This window comes from Pseudomonas sp. MCal1, from assembly GCF_026341415.1.
Lineage (GTDB): Bacteria > Pseudomonadota > Gammaproteobacteria > Pseudomonadales > Pseudomonadaceae > Aquipseudomonas.
This window is the reverse complement of record NZ_JAKUMP010000018.1, coordinates 26229-40255: the sequence shown is the minus strand read 5'-3', so window position 1 is coordinate 40255 and position 14027 is coordinate 26229. Positions and strand designations below refer to the sequence as shown.

Annotated in this window: 15 protein-coding genes; 5 read left to right on the top strand and 10 right to left on the bottom strand. The window is 62.3% G+C overall.

The annotated features are described in order from the left end of the window. Positions 1 to 53 precede the first annotated feature (53 nt). Positions 54 to 968: a DMT family transporter gene (locus tag MKZ87_RS25755; RefSeq protein WP_266202130.1), complete on the top strand. Its 915-nt coding sequence runs from the start codon at positions 54 to 56 to the stop codon at positions 966 to 968. Here the strand turns inward: MKZ87_RS25755 and MKZ87_RS25750 are convergent. The 4 genes from MKZ87_RS25750 to MKZ87_RS25735 all read right to left on the bottom strand — a co-directional run bounded on the left by MKZ87_RS25750 (position 958) and on the right by MKZ87_RS25735 (position 4304). Further along, positions 958 to 2190, bottom strand: coding sequence for a class I SAM-dependent methyltransferase (locus tag MKZ87_RS25750; RefSeq protein ID WP_227234697.1), 1233 nt, complete (start codon positions 2188 to 2190; stop codon positions 958 to 960). The two genes, MKZ87_RS25755 and MKZ87_RS25750, sit on opposite strands and share 11 nt — an antisense overlap. A 90-nt stretch (positions 2191 to 2280) precedes the next feature. Continuing rightward, positions 2281 to 2898, bottom strand: a complete 618-nt coding sequence (locus MKZ87_RS25745; protein ID WP_085700545.1) for a TPM domain-containing protein — start codon at positions 2896 to 2898, stop codon at positions 2281 to 2283. Between the two features lie 28 nt (positions 2899 to 2926). Further along, positions 2927 to 3682, bottom strand: a complete 756-nt coding sequence (locus tag MKZ87_RS25740) for a TPM domain-containing protein (protein ID WP_266202129.1) — start codon at positions 3680 to 3682, stop codon at positions 2927 to 2929. A gap of 13 nt (positions 3683 to 3695) precedes the next feature. Next, positions 3696 to 4304 carry a LemA family protein gene (locus MKZ87_RS25735; RefSeq protein WP_085702668.1) on the bottom strand — a complete coding sequence of 203 codons (609 nt, stop codon included), beginning with the start codon at positions 4302 to 4304 and terminating at the stop codon, positions 3696 to 3698. A 260-nt stretch (positions 4305 to 4564) separates the two neighbouring features. On the opposite strand from MKZ87_RS25735, the gene bglX reads away from it, so the two are divergent. Beyond that, positions 4565 to 6856 (top strand): beta-glucosidase BglX, encoded by a 2292-nt coding sequence (gene bglX, locus MKZ87_RS25730; protein ID WP_085697471.1) that lies wholly within the window; start codon positions 4565 to 4567, stop codon positions 6854 to 6856. A gap of 134 nt (positions 6857 to 6990) precedes the next feature. Here bglX and MKZ87_RS25725 read toward each other — a convergent pair whose 3' ends face one another. From MKZ87_RS25725 to MKZ87_RS25705, 5 genes are all read right to left on the bottom strand, one after another. Next, entirely contained in the window at positions 6991 to 8148 is a 1158-nt protein-coding gene (locus MKZ87_RS25725) for a phospholipase D-like domain-containing protein (protein ID WP_085697470.1), read from the bottom strand. Position 8149: 1 nt separating this feature from the next. Beyond that, positions 8150 to 8740, bottom strand: a complete 591-nt coding sequence (locus tag MKZ87_RS25720; RefSeq protein ID WP_227234692.1) for a YceI family protein — start codon at positions 8738 to 8740, stop codon at positions 8150 to 8152. Between the two features lie 81 nt (positions 8741 to 8821). Then, positions 8822 to 9124: an amidase gene (locus MKZ87_RS25715; RefSeq protein ID WP_234204628.1), complete on the bottom strand. Its 303-nt coding sequence runs from the start codon at positions 9122 to 9124 to the stop codon at positions 8822 to 8824. Then, the gene (locus MKZ87_RS25710; protein ID WP_234204626.1) at positions 9121 to 10200 is read right to left on the bottom strand and encodes a serine hydrolase domain-containing protein; all 1080 of its coding nucleotides are present in this window, start codon (positions 10198 to 10200) and stop codon (positions 9121 to 9123) included. Before MKZ87_RS25710 ends, MKZ87_RS25715 begins: the two co-directional genes overlap by 4 nt. 180 nt (positions 10201 to 10380) lie before the next feature. Beyond that, a complete protein-coding gene (locus tag MKZ87_RS25705; RefSeq protein WP_234204624.1) occupies positions 10381 to 11259 on the bottom strand; it encodes an acyl-CoA dehydrogenase family protein in 879 nt (292 codons plus the stop codon). A gap of 153 nt (positions 11260 to 11412) precedes the next feature. On the opposite strand from MKZ87_RS25705, the gene olsB reads away from it, so the two are divergent. Next, positions 11413 to 12168, top strand: a complete 756-nt coding sequence (olsB, locus tag MKZ87_RS25700) for an L-ornithine N(alpha)-acyltransferase (RefSeq protein WP_085697465.1) — start codon at positions 11413 to 11415, stop codon at positions 12166 to 12168. Beyond that, entirely contained in the window at positions 12168 to 12962 is a 795-nt protein-coding gene (locus MKZ87_RS25695; protein WP_234204622.1) for a lysophospholipid acyltransferase family protein, read from the top strand. The genes olsB and MKZ87_RS25695 overlap by 1 nt, the downstream gene beginning before the upstream one ends. Positions 12963 to 12976: 14 nt before the next feature. Here MKZ87_RS25695 and MKZ87_RS25690 read toward each other — a convergent pair whose 3' ends face one another. Next, a complete protein-coding gene (locus MKZ87_RS25690; protein ID WP_085697463.1) occupies positions 12977 to 13549 on the bottom strand; it encodes an ACP phosphodiesterase in 573 nt (190 codons plus the stop codon). A gap of 171 nt (positions 13550 to 13720) precedes the next feature. Here MKZ87_RS25690 and MKZ87_RS25685 point away from each other — a divergent pair, with 171 nt between their 5' ends. After that, positions 13721 to 14023 (top strand): ArsR/SmtB family transcription factor, encoded by a 303-nt coding sequence (locus MKZ87_RS25685; protein ID WP_065257584.1) that lies wholly within the window; start codon positions 13721 to 13723, stop codon positions 14021 to 14023. Positions 14024 to 14027 lie beyond the last annotated feature (4 nt).

Genomic DNA, 14027 nt, shown 5'->3' with positions numbered 1-14027 from the left:
GATTGTGGCTAGATGAAAGCACCTCCCTGCCACCTTTGAATCGGTTTGCCCTCATGTCTTCGCGCGAAAACACCGGCATGGCCCTCGGCCTGCTCGGCGTGGTGATTTTCAGCCTTACCCTGCCCTTCACCCGCATCGTGGTGCAGGAACTGCACCCGCTGCTCAACGGCCTGGGCCGCGCGTTGTTCGCGGCGATTCCTGCTGCGGCGCTGTTGTTGTGGCGACGGGAGAAGGGGCCGACCTGGAAGCAGGTCAAAGGCCTGAGCCTGGTGATCGCCGGGGTGATTCTCGGTTTCCCGGTGCTGTCGGCATGGGCCATGCAGACCTTGCCGGCGTCCCACGGCGCGCTGGTCAACGGCTTGCAGCCGCTGTGCGTGGCGCTTTACGCGGCGTGGCTGTCCCATGAACGACCGTCGAAAGCCTTCTGGGCCTGCGCCGCGCTGGGCAGTGCGCTGGTGCTGGGTTATGCGTTGTACACCGGCGCCGGCAGCATTCAGGCCGGAGACTTATTGATGCTCGGTGCGATTGCGGTGGGCGGTCTGGGATACGCCGAGGGCGGGCGGCTGGCCCGGGAGATGGGCGGCTGGCAGGTGATCTGCTGGGCGCTGGTGCTGTCGACACCGTTGCTGATCGGCCCGGTGCTGTACCTGGCGTTGCAGCATCAGGGCGCGGTGTCGGCGAAAACCTGGTGGGCGTTCGGTTACGTCGCACTGTTTTCGCAGTTCCTGGGGTTCTTCGCCTGGTACGCCGGGCTGGCCATGGGTGGCATTGCCCGGGTCAGTCAGATCCAGTTGTTGCAGATCTTCTTCACTATCGCGTTTTCCGCGCTGTTCTTTGGCGAACACGTGGAGCCGATCACCTGGCTGTTCGCCTGCGGGGTGATCGCGACGGTGATGCTCGGGCGCAAGACCGCGGTGCGCCCGGCTCAACCGGGCACGTTACCCGCCGGGGTTCAGCTCAAGCCTTGAGCTTCAGCAGGCCGTCAGCGAGCAGCAGGGTTTCGAGGCAGTGCTCGCTGATCTGGTAGAACGCCTTCAACTCCTGAATCTTCACCAGCAGCTGAGTCGGGTCCACCGGCTCGGCGCGCTTGACCGCCAGAATCATCTTGTTCTTGTTGGTGTGGTCCAGGGAGATGAACTCGAACACCTTGGTCTCGTAACCGCAGGCTTCGAGGAACAGCGCACGCAAGCTGTCTGTGACCATTTCCGCCTGTTGGCCCAGGTGCAGACCGTATTGCAGCATCGGCTTGAGCAACGCCGGGCTCTGGATCTGCAAGCGGATCTGTTTGTGGCAGCACGGCGAGCACATGATGATCGAGGCGCCGGAACGAATGCCGGTGTGGATCGCGTAGTCGGTGGCGATGTCGCAGGCATGCAGGGCGATCATCACGTCCAGTTCGCTCGGCGCCACGCTGCGCACATCGCCGCATTTGAACACCAGCCCCGGGTGTTCCAGCTTCGCGGCGGCGGTGTTGCACAGATTGACCATTTCTTCACGCAGCTCCACGCCGGTGACTTCGCCCTCGGCCTTCAGGGTGTTGCGCAGGTAGTCGTGAATGGCGAACGTCAGGTAACCCTTGCCCGAACCGAAATCCGCCACCCGCACCGGTTTGTCCAGGGCCAGCGGCGACGAGGTCAGCGCATGGCTGAAGACTTCGATGAACTTGTTGATCTGCTTCCATTTGCGCGACATCGCCGGGATCAGCTCGTGCTGCGTATTGGTCACGCCCAGATCCTTGAGGAACGGCCGGTTCAGATCGAGGAAGCGGTTTTTCTCGCGGTTATGCCCGGCGGACGGCACTTCGCGCAATTGCTGGGGTTTGCTCATGAACAGCGAGCTCTTGCCCTTTTTGCTGTATTCGAGCTGGGCTTCGTCAGTCAGCGTCAGTAAATGCGCATTCTTGAACGCCGTTGGCAGCAGCCCGGCAATCGTCGCCACCGCTTCGTCCAGCGGCAGGTTCTTGGTGATGTCGCGGGTCTTGTAGCGATAAACGAACGACAGGCACGGCTGCGCCTTGACCGTCACCGGTTTGATGATGATCCGCTGCAGATCCGCTTCTTCGCCGACGTACCTGGCCAGGACCAGTTTGATAAAGCCGTTCTGTTCGAGGCTGGTTTGCAGCAGCTCGATGAACCGGGCGTGATGATCGGGCGCCGGTTTGGCAGATGCGGAGGGAGCGGTAACGGACATGGGAAAAAGCGGCCTCGGACGGGCAAATCGGGAATGGCCGCTAGTTTAGGGGGGATGGCGCTCAAGGGCACGGCTAATTTCCCGAACGGTTTACCCCAGCACCACCAGCCGATTGGGCAATTCATTGCGAACCTGCGTCACCGGCACATGCACCTTGAGCAATTCCCCGCACGCCTCGATACAGGTAACAAACCCCTGCAACGTCTGCCCTTGCCGGACCTGTTCGGTAAACGCCGCGACAATCGAATCCCAGCTTTTGTTGTCCAGTTTTCTGGAAATCCCTTCATCCACCAGGATCTCCACATACCGCTCCGCCTCGCAGACAAAAATCAGCATGCCGGTGCTGCCCACCGTGTGGTGCAGGTTCTGTTCGAGAAACTGCCGCCGCGCCAGGTTCGACGCGCGCCAGTGCCGGACACGGCGTGGCACCAGATGTGTGGTGATTGTCGGCAAGCGAAACAACAGGCACAGCACGATGAAAATGCCCCACTGCACCAGCAACAGGCTGTGCATCGTCAGCCAGCCGGTCAGGTAATGCACGATCCCCGGCACAATCAGCGCCAGCAGGCTGGCCCAGAGCAGCGGGATGTACGCGTAGTCGTCGGCACGGGCCGCGAGCACCGTCACCAGTTCGGCGTCGGTGTCGCGCTCGACCCGGGCGATGGCCTCGGCGACCTTGCGTTGTTCGTGTTCAGTCAGTAATGCCATGTCGTGAAGTGCCTGCTCATTATTGTTATCACCAGCCGCCGGAGGACCCGCCCCCGCCGAAACTGCCACCGCCGCCGCTGAAGCCCCCGCCACCACCACCGCCGCCGCCAAAACCTCCGCCACCAAAGCCGCCCCCTCCTCCGGAGCCGCCCCGGCCGGCGGGAAGGATACCGAGCATCTGGCAGACAAAAACAGTCAGGATGAACAACATCACCAGAAATACGAACAACGCCGGGTGCCGCGAGACGAAATCATCCGCAGGATCGCCGGCCGACTCATACACCGTGGAAGGTTCGTCCAGTGGATTGCCGCCCAGCACCACCAGCATCGCCGCCACGCCGTCACTGATGCCTTTACTGAAGTTACCGGCCTTGAACGACGGCGTGATCACCTGATGAATGATCACCGAGCTCTGGGCATCGGTCAGCCGGTCCTCCAGCCCGTAGCCGACTTCGATGCGTAACTTGCGCTCGTCCCGGGCGACGATCAACAGCGCGCCGTTGTTCTTGTCCTTCTGGCCGATGCCCCAGTGCCGGCCGAGTTCGACGCCGTAGTTCTCGATGGTCGCGCCTTGCAGGTTCGGCAAGGTCACCACCACCAGTTGCTCGCCGGTCACCTGTTCGTGGGCCTGCAACTGCTGGCTCAGTTGCGCGCGCACCGACGGTTCGATCATCTGCGCGTCGTCCACCACCCGCCCGGTCAGTGCCGGAAAGGTCAACTCGGCCCGGGCGCTGACGGCGAACAGCCACAGCATCAGCACCAGGCCCATCTTCAACACACGCATGGGCATCCCCGGCTCAGAACTTCACTTCCGGGGCCTTGTCCGCGCCGGGGCTGGTGGCTTCGAAGGTCTCGCGGATCGGCAGGTTGCTGTACATCACGCTGTGCCAAAGGCGACCCGGGAAGGTGCGGATCTCGGTGTTGTACTTCTGCACCGCCAGAATGAAATCCCGGCGCGCAACGGCGATACGGTTTTCCGTGCCCTCAAGTTGCGATTGCAGGGCGAGGAAGTTCTGGTTGGCTTTCAGGTCCGGATAACGCTCGGACACCACCATCAACCGGCTCAAGGCGCCGGTCAGTTGATTCTGGGCCTGATCGAACTGCTTGAGCTTTTCCGGGTTGTCGAGCGTGCTGGCATCGACCTGGATCGACGTCGCCTTGGCCCGGGCCTCGATGACTGCCGTCAGGGTTTCCTCTTCGTGCTTGGCGTACCCCTTCACGGTTTCCACCAGATTGGGGATCAGGTCGGCACGGCGCTGATACTGGTTCTGCACCTGGCCCCAGGCGGCCTTGGCCTGCTCATCGAGGGTCGGGATGTTGTTGATGCCGCAGGCGGTCAACAATGTGGCCAGCACCAGCAGGGTGGCGACCTTCAATCGCGAGCGGTAGACAGGACTGACATTCATCGGACGGGTGCTCCCTTGCACAGTTCATGAATAATGAATCGCGAAACATTCTCAGCCGACGGTTGCGGCATAATCGCCCGCGCCACTGGATTGCAGCGGGCCGATGGGCTAAAAAGAGGCCCTGCGCGATCACGTCGCCGACACTTTCGACGTACATTCGGCTGTCGTTTTCTGAATCAGCACCCGAACAACAATAGTCGCTCCCTAAATTTTGGCTGGCCGGCATTGCAACGCCGTTTAGGCCCTTGAGAAAACTATTCATGAAGAAGCTGTGTTTGCTGGGCCTGTTCGTCAGCCTGGCCAGTCATCAAGTACTGGCCGCCACGACCCCGGTACCCCTGGAAAACAAGGACGCGTTCATCAGCAACCTGATGAAGCAAATGACCCTCGACGAGAAGATCGGCCAGTTGCGCCTGATCAGCATCGGCCCGGAAATGCCCCGCGAGCTGATCCGCAAAGAGATCGCGGCGGGCAACATCGGCGGTACGTTCAACTCGATCACCCGCCCGGAAAACCGTCCGATGCAGGACGCTGCCATGCGCAGCCGCCTGAAGATTCCGATGTTTTTCGCGTACGACGTGATCCACGGTCACCGTACGATTTTCCCGATTCCGCTGGCCCTGGCATCGAGCTGGGACATGGACGCCATCGGCCAGTCCGGGCGCGTTGCCGCCAAAGAGGCCGCCGCCGACAGCCTCGACATCACCTTCGCGCCGATGGTCGACATCTCCCGCGACCCGCGCTGGGGCCGCAGCTCAGAAGGTTTCGGTGAAGACACGTACCTGACTTCGCGTATCGCCAAAGTCATGGTCAAGGCCTATCAGGGCGAGGCCCCGAGCGCGGCCGACAGCATCATGGCCAGCGTCAAGCACTTCGCCCTGTACGGCGCGGTCGAGGGCGGTCGCGACTACAACACCGTCGACATGAGCCCGGTGAAGATGTACCAGGACTATCTGCCACCGTACCGCGCCGCGATTGATGCCGGCGCCGGCGGCGTGATGGTGGCGTTGAACTCGATCAACGGCATCCCGGCCACCGCCAATACCTGGCTGATGAATGACCTGCTGCGCAAGGAATGGGGCTTCAAGGGCCTGGCGGTCAGCGACCACGGCGCGATCTTCGAACTGATCAAGCACGGCGTGGCCCGCGACGGGCGTGAAGCGGCGAAGCTGGCAATCAAGGCCGGCATCGACATGAGCATGAATGACACCCTGTACGGCAAAGAGCTGCCGGGACTGCTCAAGTCCGGCGAGATCGAACAGAAAGACATCGACAACGCAGTGCGTGAAGTCCTCGCCGCCAAGTACGACATGGGCCTGTTCAAGGACCCGTACCTGCGTATCGGCAAGGCTGAAGACGACCCGGCCGACACCTACGCCGAAAGCCGCCTGCACCGCGCCGACGCCCGCGAAGTGGCGCGTCGCAGCCTGGTGCTGCTGAAGAACCAGAACGAAACCCTGCCGCTGAAGAAAACCGCCAAAATCGCGCTGGTCGGCCCGCTGGCCAAGGCCCCGATCGACATGATGGGCAGCTGGGCAGCCGCCGGTCGTCCGGCGCAGTCGGTGACCCTGTTCGACGGCATGAGCAATGTGATCGGCGACAAGGCGAACCTGATCTACGCCCGCGGTGCCAACATCACCAGTGACAAGAAGATCGTCGACTACCTGAACTTCCTCAACTTCGATGCCCCGGAAGTGGTCGATGACCCGCGTCCGGCCAACGTGCTGATCGACGAAGCGGTGAAAGCTGCCAGGGACGCCGACATTGTGGTTGCCGCCGTGGGTGAGTCCCGTGGCATGTCCCACGAATCGTCGAGCCGTACCGACCTGAACATCCCGGAAAACCAGCGCGAGCTGATCCGTGCCCTGAAAGCGACCGGCAAGCCGTTGGTGCTGGTGCTGATGAACGGCCGTCCGCTGACGATTCTTGAAGAGAAAGAACAGGCCGACGCGATTCTGGAAACCTGGTTCAGCGGCACCGAGGGGGGCAACGCCATCGCTGACGTGCTGTTCGGCGACTACAACCCGTCGGGCAAGCTGCCGGTGACCTTCCCGCGTTCCGTGGGCCAGATCCCGACCTACTACAACCACCTGAGCATTGGCCGGCCGTTCACGCCGGGCAAACCGGGCAACTACACCTCGCAGTATTTCGATGACACCACCGGGCCCCTCTTTCCGTTCGGTTACGGCCTGAGCTACACCAGCTTCAGCCTGAGTGACATGGCGCTGTCCTCGACCACCCTGAACGCTACCGGCAAGCTCGACGCCAGTGTCATGGTCAAGAACACCGGCAAGCGCGATGGCGAAACCGTGGTGCAGCTGTACATCCAGGACGTCACCGGTTCGATGATCCGTCCGGTCAAGGAGCTGAAGAACTTTCAGAAGATCATGCTCAAGGCCGGCGAGCAGAAGGTCGTGCACTTCACCATCACCGAAGATGACCTGAAGTTCTACAACGCCCAGCTCAAGTACGCAGCCGAGCCTGGCAAGTTCAACGTGCAGATCGGTCTGGATTCACAGGACGTGACGCAACAGAGCTTTGAGTTGCTGTAATCCCGCGCCCCGATCGTTCCCACGCTCCGCGTGGGAATGCAGCCCGGGACGCTCCGCGTCCCAAAGCGGACGCAGAGCGTCCATTGAGGCATTCCCACGCGGAGCGTGGGAACGATCAAATCTGAAAACTGCACTTAGCCGCGTCTATCGAGCAGATTGACCACCACCCGATCCACCCAGCCCCAGATCCGCTGCTTCACCCGCCGCCACAACGGTCGGCGCTGCCATTCCTCCAGACTCACCTGCTGACTCAGGCCGAAGTCCTTCTCGAAACTCGCCACCACCGCTGCCGTCAATGACGGATCCAGCGCTTCCAGGTTCGCTTCAAGGTTGAAGCGCAGATTCCAGTGATCGAAATTGCACGAACCGATGCTCACCCAATCGTCCACCAGCACCATTTTCAAATGCAGGAAACACGGCTGGTATTCGTAGATTTTCACCCCGGCCTTGAGCAGGCGCGGATAGTAGCGATGCCCCGCGTAGCGCACCGACGGGTGATCGGTGCGCGGCCCGGTCAGCAGCAGGCGCACGTCGAGACCACGGGCGGCGGCCTTGCGCAGGGAACGGCGGATTTTCCAGGTCGGCAGAAAATACGGCGTGGCCAGCCAGATCCGCTGCTGGCCGCTGTTCAGCGCGCGGAACAGCGATTGCAGAATGTCCCGATGCTGACGGGCGTCGGCGTAGGCCACACGGCCCATGCCCTCGCCCGTGTCCGGCACGCGGGGCAGCCGTGGCAGGCCGAAATGCGCATTGGGCCTCCAGGCCCGACGGTGGCGGTTGGCAATCCATTGGCGGTCGAACAGCAATTGCCAGTCGAGCACCAGCGGGCCGGTGATTTCCACCATGACCTCGTGCCACTCGCTGGTGTCGTGGCCCGGCGTCCAGAACTCATCGGTGACCCCGGTGCCACCGACCACCGCCAGACGCTGGTCGACCAGCAACAGCTTGCGATGGTCGCGATAGAAATTGCCGACCCAGCGCCGCCAGTTCAGCCGATTGTAAAAACGCAGTTCGACCCCGGCACCGGTCAGCCGCCGACGCAACGTGAGGGTGAACGCGAGGCTGCCGTAATCGTCGAACAGGCAACGCACCCGCACGCCCCGCTCTGCCGCCAGCACCAGCGCCTGCACGATGGTTTCGGCACAGGCGCCGGCCTCCACCAGATACAGCTCCAGTTCGATCTGCTCGCGGGCGCGGGCGATCTCGTCGAGCATGCGCGGGAAGAATTGCGGACCGTCGATCAACAGCTCGAAGCGGTTGCCATCACGCCACGGAAATACCGCGCCGCGCATGTCAGCGCGCCGTGAAAATCAGCACCGCACCCACCGGCACCGACAGACTGATGGCCGACAGGCCGGCCATGTTGCGCAGGCTTTCCAGGCCCGGCAGCAGATCGAAATCCTCGGCGCTGATCACCAGCGGTTCCAGGGTCACCACTTGAAAGCGTCGGTCATCGAGGCGCGTGGCAAGCAATTCGGCGGGATATTCGCGCTGTTTGCCATGCAGATTGACGGTCAGCGGCAGGCGCAATTCAAGCTGCGCGCCAGGGGCCAGATCGTTGATCGGGCGCAGGTCGATCCGGGTGCTGATGGTCGCTTCGGGGAATTGCTCGATCTGGAACAGTTCCTTGCGCATGCGCTCGTCGCGCAGCGGGATGCCGCTGTTGATCGAATCCAGTTCGACTTCGACCACGGCGCGGCCATCGGGATCGACCTTGCCGTGCAGCACCAGAAAGCGCTGCACTTCAGAAATATTGGCGTTTTTCGTGCTGACGAACGACAGCCGCGACGACTCGCCGTCCAGATACCAGTTGGCCTGGGCCGGCAGCGCAGCAGCGCCCAGCAGCAGGCCGGCGAAGGCGTTGTGCAGAGAACGGTTGAACATTGAAGACTCGTGGGGCCGATAAACCTGCACGAACCTTAACTGCCTGGAGCCGGGTTGCAAACCGGCAGTTCATTTTGCTGATCAGGGATTGAGACGACAGCCCTGACGCTCGCCCTGCCATTGGGCGCTGTTGCTACGGCCCATGCCGCTGGCACTGATGAGTTTTTGTGCAGCGTTATCGGTCAGCTCAGCGGGCAACCACTGCTTGACGTAGCCCCGGCAATATTCGGCGTCGTTGTTCATCACGTAGCGGCACGAACAATATTCCTTGGCGGTGTAGGCGCTGATGATGTCCGGGAAAGCCCACAGGTTTTCGCGCTCGTGCCAGCCCCAGCCCAGCAGCACGACCAACAGCACCAGCAGGAGTCGTCTGAACAGTTTCATGGCCGCACCGCCCCGAGCACGCGCTTGAGCAATTCGTTGTGGCGATAGCTGCCGTCGCGGTCGTCGGCGTAGCGCACGATCACCAGTTTTTCGCTGGGAATCACGTACAACGCCTGGCCCCAATGGCCGAGGGCGGCAAAGGTGTCGGGCGGTGCGTCGGGCCACGGAGAAGGCGCGCCATCCGCCGGGCGATTGAGCCACCATTGGCCGCCGGGCACGGCTTCGTCCTGATGAGCCTTGTAGCCGGCGAAGGGTTGGCGGTTGAAGGCGACCCAATCCCTGGACAGCAACTGCCGGTCGTTCCAGCGTCCGTCACGCTCCATCAACAGGCCGATTCGCGCCAGATCCCGGGCCGTCATATAAGCGTAGGAAGAGGCGACGAAGGTGCCCGTCGCGTCGGTTTCCCAGGTGGCATTGCGGATGCCCAGGGGATCGAAAAGTGCTGTCCACGGATAGTCCGGATAACGCTGTGGGCCGACGATGGTTTTCAGTGCGGCGGCCAACAGATTGCTGTCACCGCTGGAATAACGGAACGCCTGACCCGGTGGAGCGTAGCGGTCGTGATCGGCGGTGAAGGCGGCCATGTCGCGGTGGCCACGGGTGTAAAGCATCGCCACCACCGAGGATTTCAGCGGGGCGTATTCGTAGTCTTCCTGCCAGTCGATGCCGGAGGCCCAGTGCAGCAGATCCTTGAGGGTGATGGCCGGGTGTTTTTCCAGCGCCGGGTAGAACGTTGCGGCCGAGTCCTCGAGCTTGAACAGGCCTTCGCCGTACGCCACGCCGAGCACCGTGGCCATCAGGCTTTTGCTGATCGACCAGGTCAGGTGCGGGGTGTCGGTGGTGGTCGCGGCGGCGTAGCGTTCGTAGATGAGCTGGCCGTCACGGATCACCAGCAAAGCGTCGGTGCGGATGCCTTTTCGGGTGTTGTCATCGCGGGCGGCAAAGGCGTAAGCCTCCAATGCCTCGACGGCCTGGCCGTTGAGTTTCGGGCCGGTCGGCCACTGCTTGCCCGGCCATTGTTCGGCCTGAACCGTGAAGCTGATCAACAGCAGAAACAGGGACAGGCCTTTGAACATGGTGAGGGCTCTTGGGGAGAACCTGCTGAGGGTAGTCAGGGTTGATGACAGATTTGAGAATTTGGCCGCCCATGAAACCGCCATCGCTGGCAAGCCAGCTCCCACAGGGGTAGAGGATTGCCATTGATAGCCTGCACACCAGCGACTGTGTGGGAGCTGGCTTGCCAGCGATGAGGCCGGTCAGTCCACCGCCAACGCCTTGGCCAGGCGTTTGGCCCGCGCGCCCGCCGCCAGTTGCATGACCGATTGATCGCGCTGCCACATCGCCGCCCACTCGGGATTGCCGTCACTCAGGGCCTGATCGACTTCCGCTTTGAGCCCGTCAAACTGCGCAAACAAGCCACCAAGCAACACATGCCCGGCGGGATTGTTCGGTGGCTGCCGACTGACTTCCGCACACCCGGCCAACAGCGCCAGCAAGCGCAATTGCAACGGCTGTGGCCAGCCGCTGTCCTGACCGACGCCGTACAACCAGGCGGTCATCGCGCTGAGCACATAGATATCTTCAAGGGTGCGGAACGGTTTGACGTAGGCATCCCAACCGTCCCCGGCGAGCAGCTCGCACAACGCCTCATCGAGATGCAGTCGGCCATGGCTGATGTCCGGCATCAGCGGCAGGGGCGGGAGTTTTTCCACCCGCACACCAGGCTCACCGGGATAGACCACCGCCAGGCTCAGGCGCGGTGATTCGCCGGGTTGCTCACTGCGTGCGGCGATCAGCAGCCAGTCCGCCGCATCGCCGGCGGTGACGAAATCCTTCTGCCCGGTGAGGCGCAGGTCCGTGAGCCGGGTCTGCATGTCCGCCGGGCGCAGGCTGCGCTGTTCAGTCGCACACAACGCACCGAGGCTTGGTGGCGCGCTTGGCCAGAGCATCCGCAACGCCGCCTGATAGCCCACCAGAAAAGCCAGCCCCGGCGTCGCCATCCGCCGCCCGCCTGCCACCGCCAGTTCGAACGGCGTCACGCTGCCCAGTTGCTGCAGCAACGTGGCGAAGCCCTCCGCCAGATCGGCATCGGCGGGCAGGCGTTCGCGGCATTCAAGCAGGATCGACCAGGTCATCAGAGGCTCCTTGTGGGCTGTCATATAAGCATCACCAAACATTCATGGCGATGACACCGGGGCTACATAGCCTGACTTTGCACAACACGGCTGCATAAAGAAAGTCGATCGGCTGCAACCCATGACGGGTTCAAGGCCCGTACGGAGATTCATATGACTCAGATCGCCCGCATCAGCGACACCGGCAATGAACGCCGCCTGCAAGCCGAACGCCTGATCGGCGCCGAGGCCTTGCAGCAAGCCCAGGCCTTGCGCTTCAACGTGTTCAGCGGCGAGTTCAACGCCAAGCTGAACGGCGCGGAGCTGGGTCTGGACATGGATGACTATGATGTTCACTGTAGCCACATCGGCGTGCGTGACCTGAACACCGGCCGTCTGGTGGCAACCACCCGTTTGCTCGATCACGCTGCCGCCAGCAGCCTGGGCAAGTTCTACAGCGAAGAAGAATTCAGCCTGCACGGCCTCGCCGGCCTGCAAGGCCCGATCCTGGAAATCGGTCGCACCTGCGTCGACCCGGCCTACCGCAACGGCGGCACCATCGCCGTGCTGTGGGGCGAACTGGCCGAAGTCCTGAATCAGGGCGGCTACAGCTATCTGATGGGTTGCGCGAGCATCCCGATGCAGGACGGCGGCGTGCAGGCCCACGCGATCATGCAGCGCCTGCGCGAGCGCTACCTGTGCACCGAACACCTGCGCGCCGAGCCGAAGAATCCGCTGCCGAGCCTCGACATTCCATCGAACGTGATCGCCGAAATGCCACCGCTGCTCAAGGCCTACATGCGCCTGGGCGCGAAGATCTGCGGCGAGCCGTGCTGGGACGAGGACTTCCAGGTCGCCGACGTGTTCATCCTGCTCAAGCGCGACGAACTCTGCCCGCGTTACGCCAAACACTTCAAGGCGGCCGTGTGATGAGCCGGCTGCGGGTGTACGCGCGGATCGCGCGAGTGCTGCTGGTGGTGACGCTGGGCCTGAGCATGGCCAGTGTCTTCGGCGTTTTCGAACGCCTGGGGCTGGCCCACTCGATGGAACGTCGGCAGCGCTGGTCGCGTTTTTTCATGGCGCGCCTGAGCAATGCCCTGCCCTTTCGTGTGACCGTTCACGGCGAGCTGCCGAAACAGCCGATGCTGTGGGTCAGCAACCATGTGTCGTGGACTGACATTCCGCTGCTCGGCATGCTCACGCCGCTGTCGTTTCTGTCCAAGGCCGAAGTGCGCACCTGGCCGGTGGCCGGCTGGCTGGCGGCGAAGGCCGGCAGCCTGTTCATCCGTCGCGGTGCGGGCGACAGCCAGTTGATCCGCAAGCAGATGACCCGTCACCTGCAAACCGATCATCCGTTGCTGATGTTCCCGGAAGGCACCACCACCGATGGCCGTTCGCTGCGCACCTTTCATGGTCGCCTGCTGTCGGCGGCGATTGATTCCGAGGTGAAGCTGCAACCGGTGGCGATCCGTTATCTGCGCGAGGGCAAGATCGATTCGCTGGCGCCGTTCATTGGTGACGATGATCTGCTGTCGCACCTGATGCGTCTGTTCAGCAACGACTGCGGCGATGTCGAGATTCACCTGCTCAAGCCGATTGCCTGCCAGGGCCGGGAGCGCGCGGCGCTGGCGTTCGAGGCACAGCAGGCGGTGCAGAAAGCCTTGTTCGGCGATGTACTCAAACCGGTCGAAGCGCAACACGCCCGCGATCTGATCGCGGCCTGATCGGCGACTTCCGCCTACAGCTGCCGGCCGGCAAAGTCCTGCAGCTGTGGGTAGAACAAACGAAAGTCTTCGCTCAACGGTTCATACAACTGACGCAAGTCTTCCATCGCCCCCGCCAGTTCTTCAGGTCGGGTCAGGCGCCGGGAGATCCCGCGCAACACTTGTTCCAGCACTTCGAATTGCTGATACGAACCCAACCAGTCATTGGCCACCATGTGCGGGACGATCTTCGCCAGGCGCTCGGGCAACTGCCGCTCGCTGGACAGCACACGGTAAACGTCGGAGGTGAACTGGGCGAGCGGGCGGTCGGCGTACAGCGTCCAGTCCCGGGCCAGGCAATGGTCGAAAAACACGTCGAGGACGATGCCCGCGTAACGACGGCGGGTCCTGGAGAACCGCGCCAGTGAGACATCCACCAGCGGGTGGCGATCGGTGAACACGTCGATCTGCCGATGCAGGGCAATCGCCGCTTCGATCTCCGGGTCGAACTGCCCTTGCAGCCGCCCTTTGACGAAATCGCCATACAGACTGCCAAGCAGTTGACCGGGACGCTGGCCACCGAGGTGTAAATGTGCGAGATAGTTCATGGGCGCAGCTTAGCACCGCGCCCGCGTTTGTTTACACCTCACATATCGTTATAACCCGATATACCGATTTATGCGGTCATCAGATCAAATTCATATTGGTATATCGCGAAGTACCGATTTAAAGTTCGCCCCATCGCGATATAGCGCTACACACATCTTGAGCACCCAGCCATGAACATTGACCTCGACGAAATAATAAAAGCCCTGGCACACCCAGTACGGCGAGACATCCTCAACTGGCTGAAAGACCCGAAAGCCGAGTTTCCGGAACAGATCCACAACCACGAGTACGGCATCTGTGCCGGGCAGATCGATCAACGCTGCGGCCTGTCGCAATCGACCGTTTCCGCCCACCTGGCCACCCTGCAACGGGCCGGGCTGATCAGCAGTCAGAAAGCCGGCCAGTGGCACTTTTTCAAACGCAACGAGGACGTGATCCAGGCGTTCCTCAGCACCCTCAGCAAAGAGCTCTGACCCT

Excerpts from the sequence above, each read along its gene's own strand:
- MKZ87_RS25735 (WP_085702668.1), bottom strand. The coding sequence starts at position 4,304 with ATGAATGTCAGTCCTGTCTACCGCTCGCGATTGAAGGTCGCCACCCTG.
- MKZ87_RS25695 (WP_234204622.1), top strand. The coding sequence starts at position 12,168 with ATGAGCCGGCTGCGGGTGTACGCGCGGATCGCGCGAGTGCTGCTGGTG.
- bglX (WP_085697471.1), top strand. The coding sequence starts at position 4,565 with ATGAAGAAGCTGTGTTTGCTGGGCCTGTTCGTCAGCCTGGCCAGTCAT.
- MKZ87_RS25705 (WP_234204624.1), bottom strand. The coding sequence starts at position 11,259 with ATGACCTGGTCGATCCTGCTTGAATGCCGCGAACGCCTGCCCGCCGAT.
- MKZ87_RS25715 (WP_234204628.1), bottom strand. The coding sequence starts at position 9,124 with ATGAAACTGTTCAGACGACTCCTGCTGGTGCTGTTGGTCGTGCTGCTG.
- MKZ87_RS25720 (WP_227234692.1), bottom strand. The coding sequence starts at position 8,740 with ATGTTCAACCGTTCTCTGCACAACGCCTTCGCCGGCCTGCTGCTGGGC.
- olsB (WP_085697465.1), top strand. The coding sequence starts at position 11,413 with ATGACTCAGATCGCCCGCATCAGCGACACCGGCAATGAACGCCGCCTG.
- MKZ87_RS25745 (WP_085700545.1), bottom strand. The coding sequence starts at position 2,898 with ATGGCATTACTGACTGAACACGAACAACGCAAGGTCGCCGAGGCCATC.
- MKZ87_RS25685 (WP_065257584.1), top strand. The coding sequence starts at position 13,721 with ATGAACATTGACCTCGACGAAATAATAAAAGCCCTGGCACACCCAGTA.
- MKZ87_RS25725 (WP_085697470.1), bottom strand. The coding sequence starts at position 8,148 with ATGCGCGGCGCGGTATTTCCGTGGCGTGATGGCAACCGCTTCGAGCTG.
- MKZ87_RS25690 (WP_085697463.1), bottom strand. The coding sequence starts at position 13,549 with ATGAACTATCTCGCACATTTACACCTCGGTGGCCAGCGTCCCGGTCAA.
- MKZ87_RS25740 (WP_266202129.1), bottom strand. The coding sequence starts at position 3,682 with ATGCGTGTGTTGAAGATGGGCCTGGTGCTGATGCTGTGGCTGTTCGCC.
- MKZ87_RS25755 (WP_266202130.1), top strand. The coding sequence starts at position 54 with ATGTCTTCGCGCGAAAACACCGGCATGGCCCTCGGCCTGCTCGGCGTG.
- MKZ87_RS25750 (WP_227234697.1), bottom strand. The coding sequence starts at position 2,190 with ATGTCCGTTACCGCTCCCTCCGCATCTGCCAAACCGGCGCCCGATCAT.
- MKZ87_RS25710 (WP_234204626.1), bottom strand. The coding sequence starts at position 10,200 with ATGTTCAAAGGCCTGTCCCTGTTTCTGCTGTTGATCAGCTTCACGGTT.